At 71.6% G+C, this 16,961-nt stretch carries 16 protein-coding genes; 12 read left to right on the top strand and 4 right to left on the bottom strand.

Annotation, left to right across the window (positions count from 1 at the left end):
- Nucleotides 1-346: 346 nt before the first annotated feature.
- Nucleotides 347-1,009 (top strand): SDR family oxidoreductase, encoded by a 663-nt coding sequence (locus M8J73_RS37825; protein WP_055537753.1) that lies wholly within the window; start codon nucleotides 347-349, stop codon nucleotides 1,007-1,009.
- Between the two features lie 117 nt (nucleotides 1,010-1,126).
- On the opposite strand, the gene M8J73_RS37820 is transcribed toward M8J73_RS37825, so the two are convergent.
- Entirely contained in the window at nucleotides 1,127-2,551 is a 1,425-nt protein-coding gene (locus tag M8J73_RS37820; RefSeq protein ID WP_079054724.1) for an NAD-dependent succinate-semialdehyde dehydrogenase, read from the bottom strand.
- Nucleotides 2,552-2,741: 190 nt separating this feature from the next.
- Between M8J73_RS37820 and M8J73_RS37815 the strand changes: the two genes are divergently transcribed.
- The 3 genes from M8J73_RS37815 (at nucleotide 2,742) to M8J73_RS37805 (ending at nucleotide 4,962) form a co-directional block, all read left to right on the top strand.
- Nucleotides 2,742-3,122, top strand: a complete 381-nt coding sequence (locus M8J73_RS37815) for a DUF2267 domain-containing protein (protein WP_055537752.1) — start codon at nucleotides 2,742-2,744, stop codon at nucleotides 3,120-3,122.
- Between the two features lie 372 nt (nucleotides 3,123-3,494).
- Nucleotides 3,495-4,340: an aldo/keto reductase gene (locus M8J73_RS37810; protein ID WP_055537751.1), complete on the top strand. Its 846-nt coding sequence runs from the start codon at nucleotides 3,495-3,497 to the stop codon at nucleotides 4,338-4,340.
- A gap of 13 nt (nucleotides 4,341-4,353) precedes the next feature.
- On the top strand, nucleotides 4,354-4,962 hold the full coding sequence (locus tag M8J73_RS37805) for an NADPH-dependent FMN reductase (protein WP_055537750.1): 609 nt from the start codon (nucleotides 4,354-4,356) through the stop codon (nucleotides 4,960-4,962).
- Nucleotides 4,963-4,973: 11 nt separating this feature from the next.
- On the opposite strand, the gene M8J73_RS37800 is transcribed toward M8J73_RS37805, so the two are convergent.
- Nucleotides 4,974-6,059 carry an LLM class oxidoreductase gene (locus tag M8J73_RS37800; RefSeq protein WP_240501104.1) on the bottom strand — a complete coding sequence of 362 codons (1,086 nt, stop codon included), beginning with the start codon at nucleotides 6,057-6,059 and terminating at the stop codon, nucleotides 4,974-4,976.
- 428 nt (nucleotides 6,060-6,487) lie between these two features.
- Between M8J73_RS37800 and M8J73_RS37795 the strand changes: the two genes are divergently transcribed.
- The 4 genes from M8J73_RS37795 to M8J73_RS37780 all read left to right on the top strand — a co-directional run bounded on the left by M8J73_RS37795 (nucleotide 6,488) and on the right by M8J73_RS37780 (nucleotide 8,835).
- Nucleotides 6,488-7,054 carry a type 1 glutamine amidotransferase domain-containing protein gene (locus M8J73_RS37795; protein WP_055537749.1) on the top strand — a complete coding sequence of 189 codons (567 nt, stop codon included), beginning with the start codon at nucleotides 6,488-6,490 and terminating at the stop codon, nucleotides 7,052-7,054.
- 332 nt (nucleotides 7,055-7,386) lie between these two features.
- The gene (gene panD / locus M8J73_RS37790; RefSeq protein ID WP_055537748.1) at nucleotides 7,387-7,806 is read left to right on the top strand and encodes an aspartate 1-decarboxylase; all 420 of its coding nucleotides are present in this window, start codon (nucleotides 7,387-7,389) and stop codon (nucleotides 7,804-7,806) included.
- A 49-nt stretch (nucleotides 7,807-7,855) separates the two neighbouring features.
- Entirely contained in the window at nucleotides 7,856-8,200 is a 345-nt protein-coding gene (locus tag M8J73_RS37785) for a GNAT family N-acetyltransferase (protein WP_055537747.1), read from the top strand.
- 8 nt (nucleotides 8,201-8,208) lie between these two features.
- Entirely contained in the window at nucleotides 8,209-8,835 is a 627-nt protein-coding gene (locus M8J73_RS37780) for an aspartate/glutamate racemase family protein (protein WP_055537761.1), read from the top strand.
- 422 nt (nucleotides 8,836-9,257) lie between these two features.
- On the opposite strand, the gene gnd is transcribed toward M8J73_RS37780, so the two are convergent.
- A complete protein-coding gene (gene gnd, locus M8J73_RS37770) occupies nucleotides 9,258-10,697 on the bottom strand; it encodes an NADP-dependent phosphogluconate dehydrogenase (RefSeq protein WP_055539487.1) in 1,440 nt (479 codons plus the stop codon).
- Nucleotides 10,698-11,110: 413 nt separating this feature from the next.
- Between gnd and M8J73_RS37765 the strand changes: the two genes are divergently transcribed.
- Nucleotides 11,111-12,241: a transglycosylase family protein gene (locus M8J73_RS37765; RefSeq protein ID WP_055539486.1), complete on the top strand. Its 1,131-nt coding sequence runs from the start codon at nucleotides 11,111-11,113 to the stop codon at nucleotides 12,239-12,241.
- A gap of 41 nt (nucleotides 12,242-12,282) precedes the next feature.
- Here the strand turns inward: M8J73_RS37765 and M8J73_RS37760 are convergent, their stop codons facing one another.
- Nucleotides 12,283-13,413, bottom strand: coding sequence for a DMT family transporter (locus tag M8J73_RS37760; protein WP_206187864.1), 1,131 nt, complete (start codon nucleotides 13,411-13,413; stop codon nucleotides 12,283-12,285).
- 228 nt (nucleotides 13,414-13,641) lie between these two features.
- Between M8J73_RS37760 and M8J73_RS37755 the strand changes: the two genes are divergently transcribed.
- From M8J73_RS37755 to glgC, 3 genes are all read left to right on the top strand, one after another.
- Nucleotides 13,642-14,391, top strand: coding sequence for a (2Fe-2S)-binding protein (locus tag M8J73_RS37755; protein ID WP_055539484.1), 750 nt, complete (start codon nucleotides 13,642-13,644; stop codon nucleotides 14,389-14,391).
- 76 nt (nucleotides 14,392-14,467) lie between these two features.
- Nucleotides 14,468-15,619 carry a glycogen synthase gene (glgA, locus tag M8J73_RS37750; RefSeq protein WP_055539483.1) on the top strand — a complete coding sequence of 384 codons (1,152 nt, stop codon included), beginning with the start codon at nucleotides 14,468-14,470 and terminating at the stop codon, nucleotides 15,617-15,619.
- Between the two features lie 47 nt (nucleotides 15,620-15,666).
- Nucleotides 15,667-16,887, top strand: coding sequence for a glucose-1-phosphate adenylyltransferase (glgC, locus tag M8J73_RS37745; protein ID WP_055539482.1), 1,221 nt, complete (start codon nucleotides 15,667-15,669; stop codon nucleotides 16,885-16,887).
- Nucleotides 16,888-16,961: the final 74 nt, after the last annotated feature.

Raw genomic sequence — 16,961 nt, 5'->3', positions numbered from 1 at the left:
GGAGCGCCGTGACCGCGATGAGGGCGTTGCGGCGGCCCCGGCCGCGCCTGTGATCTGCTCGCATGAGAACTCCCGATGTCACCCAGTGGTTCCTGACCCGGCGGCGAGACGCATCACCCGCCGCTCGGGCACCACCAGCCTCAACCGAGTGAGCGACGCAGGGCAGCAGTTCGCGGCGTGCGTCATGGACACGTAAGAACTGGGCGGGCGCGTGGCACAGGTGGCACTCCCTCTCGCGCACCAGCGCGGTGCGCCAGTACGCCGACTTACGGCAAGCGCGGGACCCGACCCGCCGCGGCGGTTTCGCAGCCCGGTGTGAGCGGTCGCGTGTGGCAACAATGACCCCATGCACATTGTGATCGCGGGTGGACACGGAAAGATCGCGCGCCGACTGACCCGGCTGCTCTCGGCGCGCGGCGACAACGTCACAGGGCTGATCCGCAACCCGGACCACGCCGACGACCTGCGCGCGGACGGCGCGGAACCCGTGGTGTGCGATCTGGAGCACGCCTCGGTGGACGAGGTGGCCGGCCTCCTTGGCGGCGCCGACGCGGCACTGTTCGCCGCGGGCGCCGGACCGGGCAGCGGCGCGGCCCGCAAGCAGACGGTGGACCGGAACGCGGCCATCCTCCTCGCCGACGCGAGCGAGCGCGCCGGGACGCGCCGCTTCCTGGTGATCTCCGCGATGGGCGTGGACAGCCCGCCGCCGCCCGGCACCGACCCGGTGTTCGCCGTCTACCTGAAGGCCAAGGGCGAGGCGGACGCCGACATCGCCTCGCGGCCGGGACTGGACTGGACGATTCTGCGCCCGGGGCTGCTGACCGACGACCCCGGCAGCGGGCGCGTCACGCTCGCCGAGCACACCGACCGCGGCCAGGTGCCGCGCGATGACGTGGCTGCGGTTCTGGCCGCCCTGCTCCACGAGCCCAGGACCGCCGGGCGCATCCTCGAGCTGATCAGCGGGTCCACTCCGGTCGAGGAGGCGGTGCGCGCCGTGGCCGGCGGCTGACGCCGCACTCCGCCCTCGCCCGGGTGCGTCCGCTGCCGAAGCCCGGTGCTCGTTCCACGCGTCCGGGTCGTGCAGGACGGATCCGGCCCTCTCCAGCGCGGTCGGCCGGCTCGTAGGTCAGCCCAGCACCTCTTCGATGGGGGCGTCGGCGTCCACGTAGCGCACGAGCTTGCGGTTCGCGAATTCCACCATGCCCACGTCGCCGAGTTCGCGCCCGTAGCCGGAACGCTTGATGCCGCCGAAGGGCAGCTCCGGTCGGGACGCGGTCGGGTGGTTGATCCACACCATGCCCGTCTCCAGCCGGTCCGCGACTCCGCGAGCACGTTCCGGGTCGGCGGCGAAGACCGCCCCTCCGAGGCCGTAGGGGGAGGTATTGGCCAGTGCTACGGCCTCGTCCTCGTCGGCGACCCGGTAGACCGTGGCGACGGGGCCGAAGAGCTCTTCCCGGTAGGCCCGCATGTCCGGTGTGACATCGGTGAGAAGGGTCGGCTCGACGAAGGCGCCCGGGAGGTCGGGCCGCCCGCCGCCCAGCACCACCGTGGCTCCCTTGCCCACCGCGTCACGGACCTGCTCCATCAGGAGTTCGGCCGCGGCCTCGGAGGACAGCGGGCCGAGCGTGGTGGCGGGGTCGACCGGATCTCCCGGTCGCACCTCGCTCATCCGATCACGCAGCCCGGTCACGAAGGCGTCGTAGACGTCCGCAAGGACGATGAAGCGCTTGGCCGCCACGCAGCACTGCCCGGTGTTGCCCATCCGGCCGAGGAACGCGGCGTACACAGTGCGCTCGAGGTGGTGACCGTCCAGCACGATGAAGGGATCACTGCCACCCAGCTCGAGGACGGACTTCTTGACATTGCGGCCGGCGATCTCGCCCAGGCTCACGCCCGCGCGCTCGCTTCCGGTCAGTGACGCTCCCTGCACGCGCGAGTCATCGATGATCTTTCCGACATCTTTGCCCCGCACGAAAATATTGATGTAGACGCCGGTCGGCACACCCGCATCCGTGAACAGCTGCTCGAGTGCCAGTGCGGACTGGGGGCAGCTACTCGCGTGCTTGAGCAGGATCGTGTTGCCGAGGACGAGGTTCGGACCCGCGAATCGGACGACCTGGTACAGCGGGAAGTTCCACGGCATCACACCGAGAAGGACGCCGAGCGGCTCGTTCACCAGCACGGCCGTGCCCTCGGGCACCGGCAGGGGTTGTTCTTCCAGCAGCTCGGGGCCGTGCTCGCCGTAGTAGCTGAGGATGTCGGACGCGAGGTCGACCTCCGCACGGCTCGAGTCGATCAGCTTGCCGACCTCAAGGGTCAGGAGGTGCGCCAGTTCCTCCTTGCGCTCCCTCATGAGCCGGCCGGCGCGTTGCACAAGGGCCCCCCGATCAGCCGTCGACCGGGCACGCCAGTTCGGAAAGCTGGAGTGCGCCGCGTCGATCGCGCGCCCCACGTCCTCCGCGCTCAGCGCCGGGAACTCACGAACCCTTTCACCGGTGTACGGGTTGACCGTGGCGATGGGGCTTCCCTGGGCAGTGACATGGGCGTCCATGACGCCTCCCTGCAGTCGGGACACCTCGGGTTTCCACGCCCGGCCCCGCTCACACATATTGATTCGTCCACGGGGGTGTGGGTAGTCGTCGTCACCGCCGTCCGTGGGCGGGCGCGGGCCGGGTCGGCGTGTCAGGCTTGCAGAGGGGATCCGCGCCGTTCGTCGCAACAGCAGCGAAGGAGGACGACGCATGGATGAGCAGGACTTCGTCCGTACGGTCGCCGAGCGCACCGGACTGAGCCGCCAGGAAGCGGCCGACCTGACCTGGGCCACGCTCGAGACGCTGGCCCACAGGCTGAGCCCGGGAGAGGCCAGGGACCTGGTCACCGAGCTCCCCGAGAACCTCGCGGAGGCGGTGCGCCGGGGAACCACGGACCGCATCGAGCGCTTCGGCCACCACGACAGCGTGCGGCGCGTCGCCGAACGCACCATGCTCAAGGAGGAGGAAGCCGACCAGGGGGTGCGGACCGTACTGGCCGTGCTCCGAGAGGCGATCAGCGAGAAGGAGTTCAACGACCTGATGTCGCAGCTCGGATCGGACTTCTCCCGGGCCCTCGAATCCGCCGGGTGACCCGGGGCCTTCGGCACGGCACCCGTGCCGCGGCGCCGGCGGCCCGGACGCTGCGTGTGCATCGGGGCACGTGGGTGGCACCCGCGGATCGCCGGTCCCCGGCGGCTGCCATGGCGCGGGCGCATACGAGGGTGTGGTCAGGACGGCTGACCCGCCCGGGACTTCCTCCGGCAGATCCGTGCGTGTGGTGGTGTCGGCCGACCCCGGTCCGCCGTCGGAGATCGCCCGGGCTCTTGCCCCCGGTTGTCCGACCATGTGCCGCCCCTCCTGACTTCCCTGCGGCACATGCGACACGGCTGTCTGGGAGGCGCGGACCTGGGCACCCGGTGCGGGTGCGCGTGACACGGATCCGCGGCAGACGGGAGGCCCGAGATGTCTGCGGAATCGGCCAGAACGATTACCCTCCCCGGCGGTGAGGAGATCGCGGCGCTGGGGCAGGGCACCTGGTACCTGGGCGAGGCCCCGGCCCGGCGTGAACAGGAGATCGCCGCGCTGCGGCTGGGCGTGGACCTGGGCATGACCGTCGTTGACACGGCGGAGATGTACGGCGACGGCGCAGCCGAGGAGCTCGTCGGGGAGGCCCTCCGGGGACGGCGGGAAGAGGTCTTCCTCGTCAGCAAGGTGCTGCCCGGCCACGCCGACCGGAAGGGCACCGTCGCCGCCTGTGAGGGCAGCCTGCGGCGGCTCCGTACGGAACGGCTGGACCTGTACCTGCTGCACTGGCGGGGACGGTGGCCCCTCGAGGAGACCCTCGCGGGATTCACCGACCTGATGGAGGCGGGGAAGATCCGTTACTGGGGCGTGAGCAATCTGGACGCCGCCGACATGGCCGAACTGGCCGCCCTCCCCGGTGGCGACGCCGCGGCCGTCGACCAGGTGCTGTACAACCTCTCCCGGCGCGGCATCGAGTGGGATCTGCTCCCCTGGTGCCGCGAGGCCGAGGTGACGGTCATGGCCTACTCCCCGATCGAGCAGGGGCGGATCCTGAAGGTCGAGGCGCTGGGTGCCGTGGCCCGGGCCCTCGGAGCGACACCGGCCCAGGTGGCACTCGCCTGGGTGCTGGGACAGGGTGTGGCCGCGATCCCGCGTTCCGGATCACCCGGCCACGTTCGGGAGAACCGCGGCGCGGTGGACCTCCACCTTCCCACCGAGGCGCTCGACGCCCTCGACAAGGCGTTCCCGCCACCCGGTGGGCCCACGCCCCTGGAGATGCTCTGAAGGAGTTGACAGGATGACGCGCCTGCTCGTCGTCGGTATGGGAGGTTCGCTGCGCACCCCGTCGACCAGCCTCACCGCACTGCGTGTGGCCGTCGAGGGGGCGGCCGATGCGGGCGCCGACACCCAGATGTTCGACCTCAAGCAGCTGCGTCTGCCGTTCTACACGTCCGAGCACGGGGTCCCTCCGTCCGCCCGTCGGCTTGCGGACGCCGTTCAGGTCGCCGACGCCCTGCTGTGGAGCAGCCCGACGTACCACGGGTCGGTCAGCGGTGCGTTCAAGAACGCGGTGGACTGGCTCGCCCTTCTGGCCGACCACGACCCGCCCTACCTCAGCAACAAACCCGTCGGGATGCTGACGACCGCCGGTGGAGTGCAGGGCCTGCAGGCGATCAACGCGATGGAGTTCATCGTGCGGTCGCTGCGCGGCTGGGCCGTGCCGCTGGTGTTCGCCGTCCCACGGTCCTCCCGCGTCTTCGATGGCGACGGACTCCTCACCGACCAGGCGGTCGCGGACCAATTGCGCGGCCTCGGCGCCGAGGTGACCAGAGCGGCCCTGCAATTCCGGGCGGAGGGCACGTGCGACTACGCGCAGGAGCGGCCGTCCGGGGCCGTCCGGGACTGAGCCCGGCCCTGTCACACAGGGGGCGCCGGGGTCGTGCTTCCTCGTGACCCGGCCCGCTCCATGGGCCGCCGCTGCTCGCCGCGCGCCCCGGAGCGCCCGGGCGGGAAGTGCGGCAGCACGTGTTCGGCCAGTTCGTCGATCACTTCGGCGACCGGACGGCGGCTGTGCTTGAAGTTGATCATCAGCTGGTCGATGCCGATGTCCTGCCAGGCCCGCATCATCGCCAGGAACGACACCCGGCCCACCGAGAAGCCCTGGTGGATGCGCCGGGGCAGGGCCAGCGGATCCTCGGCCAGATCCAGATAGGTGGCCTGCGCGTACGGCTTGAACCCAACGTCGTCGTCCCGGGTCAGCTCCCGCCACCGCTCGATGTTCTCGACCTGCTGCTGGAGCGGCGGTGTGTAGTAGAGCCAGCCGTCCGTGTTGTCGGCGATCCACCGGACGTCCTGCCTGCCGCGTCCCGTCATCATGACGGGGATCCGCCGGTACACCGGCTTGGGCAGCAGATCGGTGCCGCGCATCCGGCCGAGCTGCGACTCCACGTGCGGGAAACGGTGCTCGAGGACGACACGGAAGTACTCCAGCGACTGCCGGAACCTCTCGGCCCGGCCGCCCGGATCCTGACCGAAGGCCGGGAACTCCACGGGCCGGTCACCGGTGGCCACCCCGAGCAGGAGCCGTCCGCCTGACAGCTGGTCCACCGAGGCGGCCGCCTTGGCGGTGTGCAAGGGATGCCGTAGCGGCATGACGATGCTGGCGGTCCCCAGTGTGATCGAGGTGGTGCGGGCACTGAGCTGCCCCAGGTACACCCACGGGTCGAAGACCTGCCCGGCGTCCCCGAAGCTCGGGTCCAGCAGCGGCACATCACGGACCCACACCGAGGCGAAACCGGCCCGCTCGGCCTGCTGGATCCGCTCGATGTGCCCGGCCAGGGACGGCACGGGCCCTTCGAAGCCCTCCAGGGGCGTGATGGCGCCAACGGTCATCCTGCCGCCGGGATACGCCCGGGCCATGGCCGCGTGCTCGGGGAACGGCCGCTGTGCCTCGCCCTGGACGTCCACGGGGGCATCGGCTGAGGGAACTGTCGGTTGTGTCATGCGATCCTCCGGCGAATCGGCCGTGTCCGGGTCCGCATCCGTGCGCCGCGTCGTGCTGGGGCGCGTCGTTCCAGGGCGGTTCCAGGACCTCGTGGAGCCGGTTCGCGGCTGACCGGGCGTGATGCGTCTCGGGGTGTACGCGCCTCAGCAGAGGCCGAGTGGCGTCGGACCTCTCCATGCTCCGGACGCGAGACGCACTCTGCCTGCTCCCAGCGGGAGGAAAAGCAGTGGGCTCGGTACACCTCCGAGTACAAGTGCAGTTGGCTGCTCCGCCAGGGCAGGAGCAAGCATTCCTTTTCGGTCTCGGGTGCGGAGGCGCTCAGCAGGGGGTTCTGCGAGTCTCGACCGGGTGACAGCCGCCGATGGCGCGGATGTGAGCGAACGACGCTCGCCTCGTACAACCAGCGACTCGTGAAGGGAGCCTTACCGTGACTCAGGAACTCCGAGGAATGCGGGTGGGAATCCTGGCCACCGACGGCGTCGAACGTGTGGAACTCGACCAGCCGCGCGGTGCGTTGCAGGGCGCAGGGGCGAAGACCGAGATCCTCTCGCTCCATCACGGCGAGATCCAGGCCCGCCAGTTCGACCTCAACCCGGCGGGAACCTTCCCCGTGGACCGCTTGGTCGCCGACGCCTCCGTCGACGACTACCACGCCCTGCTCCTGCCCGGCGGCACCATGAACCCTGACCAGCTGCGCATGGACCGCGACGCGGTGCGGTTCGTCAGGGACTTCATGGCCAGTGGGAAACCGGTCGCATCGATCTGCCACGGCCCGTGGACCCTGGCGGAAGCCGACGCCGTGCGCGGCCGCCGTCTGACGTCCTGGCCCAGCATCCGCACCGACCTGCGCAACGCCGGCGCGGAGATCGTCGCCGACGAGGAGGTGGTCGTCGACGGGCAGCTGATCACCAGCCGCGGCCCGGCCGACCTGCCCGCCTTCTGCGCCGCCGTCGTGGAACAGTTCGCCCGGGCGCACCATCCCATGCCCGGCTGAACCAGGGGCCTGGTTGCCGCGAGGAGAGCCGGCAGTGCACGGTGGGCGGGCGTGCTGAGCCCGCCCACCGTCCCACGGGCCGGTCGGCCGTGGCGTCGCTCCGTACGGCCGCCGGTCCGCGGCCCCTCGCGGCCGCGTCGACCGCCACGCCCGGGACGGGATCGGCGGCGTCACGACAGCCTGGTCGGCGCGCAAGCAGGCAGGGAGCGCTGCCCCCCACGAGAAGCGATGTTCCTCTCAGTCATCGACTCCTCCGACGCGTGCCCGTGTACAGTGAAGACCGCCCTTGACCTGCATAAAGCGGGCAGGGAGCCGTCTTCCAGGAGTTGAAAATGCTGCGCACCATGTTCAAGTCCAAGATCCACAGAGCCACCGTCACCCAGGCCGACCTGCACTACGTCGGGTCCGTCACCATCGACGCCGATCTGCTCGACGCCGCCGATCTGCTGCCCGGCGAGCTCGTGCACATCGTGGACATCACCAACGGCGCCCGTCTGGAGACGTACGTCATCGAGGGCGAGCGGGGCTCCGGGGTCATCGGGATCAACGGCGCGGCGGCCCATCTCGTGCATCCCGGAGATCTGGTGATCATCATCAGTTACGCTCAGCTCTCCGACGCCGAAGCCCGGACGATGAGGCCCAGGGTGGTGCACGTGGACGGCGACAACCGGATCGTGGCCCTCGGCGCGGACCCGTCCGAACCGGTACCGGGCTCGGACCAGCGGCGCAGCCCCCAGGCCGTCACGGCCTGAGTCCACGGGCGGCCGCCCGGCGACGCCGACCGTACGCGAGGAGAACCGCATGAGCGACATCGAGATCCGCGACGACCGGGCCCGCGGCCGCCTGGAGGCCTTCGCCGGGGACGAACTGGCCGGACACATCCAGTACTTCGTCCTGGAGGCCCCGCGGCGCGCCCTCGTCCCGGTCCACACGATCGTCGAGCCCGCGTACGAGGGCCAGGGCATCGCCGGTTCGCTGGCACGGTGGCTGTACGGCATGGCGGAACGCGAGGGCATCGTCGTCGCGCCGCTGTGCCCGTACGTGGTGAAGTGGGCGGAGCGGCACCCCGATGAGGCCCCGGCGGCCGACCCGGAGCTGCTGCGGGCCGCCAAGGACTGGCTCATCGCCCACCCGGAGGGATTCTGATGGGCGGCGTGCTCGCCCTGCTGCACACCTCCCCCCTCCACATCCCCGTCTTCGACGCCCTCCGCGACGAGGCCCATCCCGGCCTGGAACTGCGGCACTTCGTCGCCGAGGACCTGCTGACCCGCGCGGGCACCGACGGTCCCGCGTCGGTCGCCGGCGATGTCCGCGCCCTGCTCGACGAGGCCGTCGCCGAGGGCGCCGCGGCGGTGTTGTGCACCTGCTCCAGCATGGGCGCCGTCGCCGAGGCGACCGACGTCGGCGTGCCCGTGCTCCGCGTGGACCGCCCGATGGCGGCCGCCGCCGTGGCCGCCGGGCCGCGGATCGTCGTCCTCGCCACGGTGCGCTCCACACTGGCCCCGACGGCGGCCCTGATCGAGGAGGAGGCCACGGGCCCCGTGGAGATCCGGACCCTCCTCCTCGACGCCGCGTGGGCGCTGTTCGAGGCCGGTGACACCGAGGGCTACGCCCGCGCGATCGCCGCGGCCGCCGACGAGGTCACCGACGCCGACGCGATCGTCCTGGCCCAGGCGTCCATGACGCCCGCCCGGCGGTGGACCACGACCACGATCCCCGTCCTGTCCAGCCCCCGACCGGGGCTGGCGGCGGGTGCGTCGGCGGTGCTGCCGACCGGGTGACTGCCCGTGGGGCGCCCGGGTACCCGTGGCACAAGTCCATGGCCGACACCCACTGGCTGGAGGACACGATGACCCACCCAGAACCGGACCCCGTGCGGCCCGGCCCCACACCGGGCCCGGGCCCCGACCGCCCCGAACCCGTCCCGGCCCCGAACCCCTACCCCGACCCGGTGCCCCCACCGGAACCCGCCCCGACCCCGGAGCCGGACCCGGTGCCCCGCCCCCCGGGCCCCGACCCGATCCCGGGAGAACCGACCCCCAAACCCCTGTCGTAGCGGACCCGATGGGCCGACGAACGACAAGTGGCCCGGCGTGAACCGCTTCACGCCGGGCCACTGCCCTGTCACCCGCAGGAGAACCCGGGGGCCGCCGAGCCCGACCACGGCCGACCGGCCCCGTCGGCGTCCCCCGAGGTCACCGTCCTACGCCTCGACCTCCGAGCGGTCCCCGCCCCACAGCGTGTGGAACGAGCCCTCGCGGTCCACCCTCCGGTACGTGTGCGCGCCGAAGAAGTCGCGCTGGCCCTGCGTGAGCGCCGCGGGCAGCCGCTCCGCGCGGAGGGCGTCGTAGTAGGCGAGCGCCGCCGCGAAGCCCGGCGTCGGCACGCCCTGCCGGGTCGCGGCCACGATCACCTCACGCCAGTCGTCCTGCGCCGCCGCGATCTCCTGCGCGAACGTCTCGTCGGACAGCAGGCTCGGCAGGTCCGGCCGGGCGTCGTACGCGGCGCGGATACGGTCGAGGAAGGCCGCGCGGATGATGCAGCCGCCCCGCCAGATCGAGGCGACCTTGCCGAGGTCGATGTCCCAGTCGTACTCGCCGCGGGCCGCGTCGATCTCGTGGAAGCCCTGCGTGTACGACACGATCTTGGACGCGTACAGCGCCTGCTCGACCCGGTCGGCGAAGGCACCCGCCTCGGCCGCGCTGAGCGGCGCCGCCTTCGGCCCGGCCAGCGAGCGCGAGGCCTCACGCAGCGCGGCGTGCCCGGACAGCGAACGCGCGAAGACGGCCTCGGCGATACCGGAGACCGGCACACCCAGGTCCAGCGCGATCTGCACGGTCCAGCGGCCCGTGCCCTTCTGCTCCGCCTGGTCGACGACGACGTCCACGAACGGCTTGCCGGTCGCCGCGTCCACGTGCGCCAGCACCTCGGCGGTGATCTCGATCAGATACGAGTCGAGGCGCCCGGTGTTCCAGGTACGGAAGATCTCCGCGATCTGCGCGGGGGAGTACCCGGCCACATCGCGCAGCAACTGGTACGCCTCGCCGATCAGCTGCATGTCGGCGTACTCGATGCCGTTGTGGACCATCTTCACGAAGTGCCCGGCGCCGTCCGGACCGACGTGCGTCACACACGGCGACCCGTCGGCGGCCTTCGCGGAGATCTTCTCCAGCATCGGGCCGAGGGAGTCGTACGACTCGGCCGGGCCGCCCGGCATGATGCTGGGCCCGTTGAGCGCGCCCTCCTCACCGCCGGAGATGCCCGCGCCCACGAAGAGGATGCCCTGCTCGCGCAGCGCGGCCTCACGGCGGCGGGTGTCGGCGAAGTGCGCGTTGCCGCCGTCGATGATCATGTCGCCGGGCTCCAGCAGCGGCGCGAACTCCTCGATCACCGCGTCCGTGGGGCCGCCGGCCTTCACCATCACCACCAGACGCCGGGGGCGCTCCAGCGCCTGGACGAATTCCTTGGCGGTCTCGGCCGCGATGAAGTCGCCCTCGTGCCCGTGCTCCTCCACCAGCGCGTGCGTCTTCGCCGCGGAGCGGTTGTGGACGGCGACCGTGTAGCCGTTGCGGGCGAAGTTGCGGGCGAGATTGCTCCCCATGACCGCGAGGCCGGTGACGCCGATCTGGGCTGAAGTGCTCATGCGGTGGGCTCCTATGGATCCTGGAATCAGTGGTGCCGGTGAATCGGTCGAGTCGTGATGGTCACGTCGTGATGCACAAGTGGTGCCGGTAGGTCCTCATATTGGTGCTGCCGTCAGTGCTCGCCAGTATTGCCCTTCCGGTCATCCTGACGTGCGGCGGCCCCTTGCGCGCCGCGCGGCACGTCGTTCTTGAGTACGCGAAAAGGGCCCCACCTGCCTCAATGGAGTGCGCAACCGGCGCGCTTCACGCGCCGCACCCGCTCACGCGTGCGCCGGACAGAGGTACTTACGCGCCGGGACAGGTCGCTTCCACGCCACTCGCGAGGTTGGTGCGGCTGGATTTTCGTCTTGTCATGGCCGGTTCGCGGCGCTTACTTTTGCGACTTCGTGGCAGAGGCGAGGGGGGCTACTCCATGGCCGTACGCGGCCGGCACCGCCGGTACCAGCCGAACAGGATCAACCGTGCTTCACTCACGGTCACAGCCGGCGGCGCCGGCATCGCACTCCCGCTGATCGGCACGGGAGTCGCCGAGGCGGCCGACGTGGACACCTGGGAGAAGGTCGCGGCCTGCGAGTCCACCGGTGACTGGGACATCAACACCGGCAACGGCTACTACGGCGGCCTCCAGTTCAGTCAGTCGACCTGGGAGGCGTACGGCGGAAGGGCCTACGCCGCGCGCGCCGACCTGGCGACCAAGGAACAGCAGATCGCGATCGCCGAGAAGGTGCTGGACGGTCAGGGCCCGCGCGCCTGGCCCCACTGCTCGGTCCGCGCGGGCCTCACCCGCGGCGGCGACGCGCCGCGCACGATCGAGGACGTCAAACCGCAGACCACGCCCCAGTCACAGGCGGGCAAGGTCGAGATGTACACGGTCGTCCGGGGCGACACGCTCTCCGAGATCGCCGAGTCCGAGGAGGTCAAGGGCGGTTGGCGCGGGCTCTACAACGCCAACCGCAGGATCATCGGCTCCGACCCGGACCGCATCCTGCCGGGCCAGCGGCTGAGCCTGACCTCGGCCGCCCCGAAGAAGGAGCACAAGAAGGAGCAGCCGAAGAAGGAGCGGCCCGAGAAGGAAGAGAAAAAGGAAGGGAAGAAGGAGCAGAAGCGGGAGCAGCGGACCGACTCGCGGCAGGAGTCCGGGTCCCGGGTCGCCCCGGTGAACGCCTCCCTCGGCACCCCGTACCGCGCCTCCGGCTCCTCCTGGTCGAAGGGCTACCACACGGGTGTCGACTTCCCCGTGCCGACCGGCAGCACCGTCAAGTCCGTGGCCTCCGGTGAGGTCGTCACGGCCGGCTGGGGCGGCTCCTTCGGCTACCAGGTGGTCATCCGGCACGCCGACGGCCGGTACACGCAGTACGCCCATCTGTCGGCGATCTCCGTGAAGGCCGGGCAGCACGTGAGCGCGGGCCAGCGCATCGGCCGCTCCGGATCCACGGGCAACAGCTCGGGCCCGCATCTGCACTTCGAGGTGCGGACGGGGCCCGGCTTCGGCAGCGACGTCGACCCGATCGCCTATCTCCGGGCCGGAGGGGTGCGTCTCTGACGCGCCGACGTACCGCGGGAGGCCCGCTCCGGGCCTCCCGCTCACGTCCCGACGTGGTCCCGATGCCGGTCGCCGTGCGGCCGCGGCACATACAGCTCGCCGTGGAACGGCCGCAGGTCCAGCTCGGGCCGCCCCTCGTCCGCGGAGCCACTGGCCCCGCGGAACGGCGCCGGTACGACCACCCGCTGGTCGAGGCCGATCGATCCGTCGGCCGCCGCCGGGACCCCGGCCGACCGTGAGGAAAGCCCGGCGAGCAGCCGCTCGACGGCGAGGGCCGCCTCCCGGTCGGCGACCGCCGACGCGTCCGCCGTGGCCTCGTCCCCGACCCGCTCGGGCCGCGCCTCCTCGTGGAGCCGTTCGGTGGTGAGCACGATCAGACCGCCCGCCGCGACGACCCCGCAGCCCAGCGCGAGGAGGGTGCCCGTGGTGCCGTAGCGGAACGTCTCGCCGAACATCGTGATGCCGACCGCCGCCGCCACCACCGGGTTCACGACGGTCAGGGTGGCGAGCGGGGCAGCGAGACCGCCGCTGCGGTAGGAGGCCTGGGCCAGCAGCAGACCGGCCGTGGCGAAGACACCGATGACCGCGAGGGTCGGCAGGTCGGCGAGCGAGACACCGTCCGTCCAGTCGACGGCCACCGTCTTGGTGAACACCGAGGACATGCCGAACGCGACACCGGACGCCACCGCCAGCAGGATGCTGCGCGTCGTCGGATGCCGGTGCGCGGCGTGGGCCGCCGTCATCAGCGCCGCCACCGCGCCCGCGCTGACCAGGGCCACCAGGGCGCGCTCGGCGGTGTCCAGGGACCGCGCGTCGGCCGTGCCGACCAGGGAGAGCAGGCCCGCGAGACCCACCGTCGCCATGATCGCGCCCCGCCAGGCCGTCGCCCCGGCCCTGCGGCCCACGAAGAGCGCCGCCATGGGCAGGGCGAAGACGATGGTCAGCGCGCCCAGCGGCTGGACCAGGCTGAGCGGGCCGTACGCCAGGGCCACCACGTGCAGCAGCCCGCCGAGACCGTTCAGTCCGACGGCGGCCCACCAGGCCGGGCGGCGCAGCGGCGCGTAGGTCCGGCCGGGGGAGGTCACCGCGACACGCTCCTGCACGATCGCACCGCCCGCGTAGGCGACGGCGGAGACGAACGACAGCAGCACGGACAACGCGAGGGCGCTCATGAGCGACTCCTCGGCGAGGGGCGGGGGCGCTCGGCCCGCCGCTGCGAACGGTCGGCTTTCATGATGACCACGATGCCTCGCGAACGTGTTCGCGTCGTCGTACCTGAGCACTCATTGAGTCGTACTGCCGATGGAGTACGACTCGCCGCCCGTCATCCTCAGGACGGGCGACACGGAGTGCACCCCTCCCCGCGAACACGCCCGCACACCCTGGTACTACTCGATGTCGTGGACCACGCCGCCGACCTCACGGACCTCTCCGCCCTCGGCGGCTTCTTCGTACTACGCACCGGGGAGGCACCGGGGCGGCCGCTGCCCACCCTCGCGGAGGCGTACGCGGCACGGGATGCCGATGTGAAGAAGGAGGTTTACGAGAATCCCGTAATTTTCCGTGTCCGGAAGGTGGCGGACAGCGTCCGGGCCCCCGAACCCCGCGTCGCGGCCTCCATCGCGCACCTCGGCCTCGCCGCCCGGCTGTGGTCGGTCGCCCTCGGCACCGCCGCCCTCCACGACCGCGTCCCCGATCTCGACCCGCGGCTGCTGCGCTGGGACGCCGACGCGAGCGCCCCGGACGAGCTCTGGCTGACCGGGGTACAAATGCTGCCCGCCGACCGGCTCGGCGCGGTCGTACGGGAGGCGCATCTCGTCCCCCTGGCGGCGGCCCTCTGCTCCCAACTGCCTGTTTCCCCTCGTCTGCTGTGGGGGAACGCGGCCTCGGCGCTCATGGGCGCGGTGCGGCAGATCGACCGCTGGGCCGCCGCGAACGGACGCCCGGAGGCGGCCGCCCGGGCCCGCCGGCTGGCCGCCGCGCAGCTCACCCATCCCGATCTCGCCGGCACCCTCGACCCCGCCACCCACCGCCGCCGCAGCTGCTGCCTCTACTACCGGCTGCCCGGCGGCGGACTCTGCGGCGACTGCTGCTTCGACCGGCCGCCGGCCCGGACCCGGCGGTCGGGCAGGACGGGCGGCACCCGCTAGCAACACGGCGCTCTTCCCCAACCGCCCCGTGTGGGTGACCATGTGGGAACGAGTCATGTGAGACAGGGGGTTCCGGGTGCGAGTCGGCCTGCTGACCCGGGAGTATCCGCCGGACGTCTACGGCGGCGCGGGGGTCCATGTCGAGTTCCTCGCACGGGAGTTGAGGTCCCTCGTCGACCTCGACGTGCACTGCTGGGGCGAGGGCGCCGCGGGCGGCGTCGTACGCCACCGGCCCTGGTCGGCGCTGGACGGCGCCAACGACGCCCTGCGCACCTTCTCCGTGGACCTGTCCATCGCCGCCGGCCTCGCAGGCCGGGAACTCGTCCACTCGCACACCTGGTACGCCAATCTCGCCGGCCACTTCGGCAAGCTGCTGCACGGCATCCCGCACGTGATGACCGCCCACTCGCTGGAACCGCTGCGCCCCTGGAAGGCCGAGCAACTGGGCGGCGGCTACGCCCTGTCCAGCTGGGCCGAGCGCACCGCGATCGAGTCCGCCGACGCGGTGATCGCGGTGTCCGGCGCCATGCGCGACGACATCCTCGGCTGCTACCCGGCCCTGGACCCGGCCAAGGTACGGGTCGTCCACAACGGCATCGACACCTCCCTCTACCGGCCCGACCACGCCACCGACGCCCTCGACCGCGTCGGCCTCGACCGGGCACGCCCCTACGTCCTGTTCGTCGGCCGCATCACCCGCCAGAAGGGCGTGCCCCACCTGCTGCGGGCCGTACGGGCCATCGACCCGGACGTCCAGGTCGTGCTGTGCGCCGGCGCCCCCGACACCCCGGAGATCGACCGGGAGTTCCGCGACCTCTTCGAGGAGCTGAGCCGCGTCCGCGAGGGCCTGCACTGGATCCCGCAGATGCTGCCGCGCCCGGAGGTGATCCAACTCCTCACCCACGCCGCCGTGTTCGTCTGCCCCTCGGTGTACGAACCGCTCGGCATCGTCAACCTGGAGGCCATGGCCTGCGGGACGGCGGTGGTCGCGTCACGGGTGGGCGGTATCCCGGAGGTCGTGGAGGACGGCGTCACGGGTCTCCTCGTGTCCACCGAGGACGACTTCGAAGCTCAGCTGGCCCGCGCCCTCGACTCGGTCCTCGCCGACCCCGCGACCGCCGCCCGCATGGGTGAGGCGGGACGGGAGCGCGCGGTGCGCGAGTTCGGCTGGGACGCGGTGGCCCGGCGGACGGTCCACCTGTACGAGGAAGTCCTCAAACAGGGGTAGGCACACAGGACAGAGCACGGCACAACCGGGCGTAGAGGGGCGGCGGCATGCGGCGCGGTGGACCTTCGGTGCTGGGAATCGTACTGGCGGGCGGCGAGGGCAAGAGGCTGATGCCCCTGACCGCCGACCGCGCGAAACCCGCGGTGACCTTCGGCGGGACGTACCGTCTCGTGGACTTCGTACTCTCCAATCTCGTGAACGCGGACATCCTGCGGATCTGCGTCCTGACCCAGTACAAATCGCACTCCCTGGACCGGCACATCACCACCACCTGGCGGATGTCGAGCCTGCTCGGCAACTACGTCACCCCGGTCCCCGCCCAGCAGCGGCTCGGCCCGCGCTGGTACCTGGGCAGCGCCGACGCGCTGCTGCAGTCCCTGAACCTGGTGCAGGACGAACAGCCCGAGTACGTCGCCGTCTTCGGTGCCGACCACGTCTACCGCATGGACCCCCGGCAGATGCTGGCCCAGCACATCGAGGGCGGCGCGGGGGTGACCGTCGCCGGGATACGTGTGCCCCGCACCGAGTCCTCCTCCTTCGGGGTGATCACCCCCGGCTCCGACGGCCGGTGCGTCGAGCGCTTCCTGGAGAAGCCCGCCGACCCGCCCGGTCTCGTCGACGACCCCGAGTGCGTGTTCGCCTCGATGGGCAACTACATCTTCACCACCAAAGCCCTGGTGGAGGCGCTCCAGCGGGACGCCGAGGACGAGAACTCCGTCCACGACATGGGCGGCTCGATCCTGCCCCAGCTCACCGAGCGGGGCGAGGCACAGCTGTACGACTTCAGCGCCAACCACGTGCCCGGCGAGACCAACCGGGACCGCGGCTACTGGCGGGACGTCGGAACCCTCGACGCCTACTACGACGCCCATATGGACCTCATCGCCGAGCGCCCCGCCTTCAACCTGTTCAACCGCAGCTGGCCCATCTACACCAGCTCCGGGCAGCTCTCCCCGGCCCGCTTCAACGCGGGCGGCATCGCCAGCGAGTCGATCATCAGTGCGGGCTGCCTGATCCGCGGCCAGGTGACCCGGTCCGTCCTGTCGCCGGGCGTGGTCGTCGACCCCGGCGCCGTGGTCCAGGGGTCGGTGCTGCACGACAACGTCCACATCGGCCGGGGTGCGGTCGTCCGGGGCGCCGTCCTCGACAAGAACGTCCAGGTCCCCCCGGGCGCCACCATCGGCGTCAACCCGGAGCGCGACGCCGAGCTCTACACGGTCTCCAAGGGCGGGGTGATCGCCCTCGGCAAGGGCCAGCAGGTGCCGTAGCGGGGGTGCGGTCCTGTACAGATGCGCGTCGAGCGACTGTGCGGTTCATCACGCCGCGCTGGGCCGGGTGGGTT

It is taken from the genome of Streptomyces neyagawaensis (assembly GCF_023516595.1).
Taxonomy (GTDB): domain Bacteria; phylum Actinomycetota; class Actinomycetes; order Streptomycetales; family Streptomycetaceae; genus Streptomyces; species Streptomyces neyagawaensis.
Note: the sequence above shows the minus strand (reverse complement) of the source record. Positions and strands in the feature narration are given on the sequence as shown.

Coding starts and splice junctions, on each gene's coding strand:
- panD (WP_055537748.1), top strand. CDS start 7,387: ATGCTGCGCACCATGTTCAAGTCCAAGATCCACAGAGCCACCGTCACC.
- M8J73_RS37815 (WP_055537752.1), top strand. CDS start 2,742: ATGGATGAGCAGGACTTCGTCCGTACGGTCGCCGAGCGCACCGGACTG.
- M8J73_RS37785 (WP_055537747.1), top strand. CDS start 7,856: ATGAGCGACATCGAGATCCGCGACGACCGGGCCCGCGGCCGCCTGGAG.
- M8J73_RS37765 (WP_055539486.1), top strand. CDS start 11,111: ATGGCCGTACGCGGCCGGCACCGCCGGTACCAGCCGAACAGGATCAAC.
- M8J73_RS37810 (WP_055537751.1), top strand. CDS start 3,495: ATGTCTGCGGAATCGGCCAGAACGATTACCCTCCCCGGCGGTGAGGAG.
- gnd (WP_055539487.1), bottom strand. CDS start 10,697: ATGAGCACTTCAGCCCAGATCGGCGTCACCGGCCTCGCGGTCATGGGG.
- M8J73_RS37800 (WP_240501104.1), bottom strand. CDS start 6,059: ATGACACAACCGACAGTTCCCTCAGCCGATGCCCCCGTGGACGTCCAG.
- M8J73_RS37825 (WP_055537753.1), top strand. CDS start 347: ATGCACATTGTGATCGCGGGTGGACACGGAAAGATCGCGCGCCGACTG.
- M8J73_RS37805 (WP_055537750.1), top strand. CDS start 4,354: ATGACGCGCCTGCTCGTCGTCGGTATGGGAGGTTCGCTGCGCACCCCG.
- M8J73_RS37760 (WP_206187864.1), bottom strand. CDS start 13,413: ATGAGCGCCCTCGCGTTGTCCGTGCTGCTGTCGTTCGTCTCCGCCGTC.
- glgC (WP_055539482.1), top strand. CDS start 15,667: ATGCGGCGCGGTGGACCTTCGGTGCTGGGAATCGTACTGGCGGGCGGC.
- M8J73_RS37820 (WP_079054724.1), bottom strand. CDS start 2,551: ATGGACGCCCATGTCACTGCCCAGGGAAGCCCCATCGCCACGGTCAAC.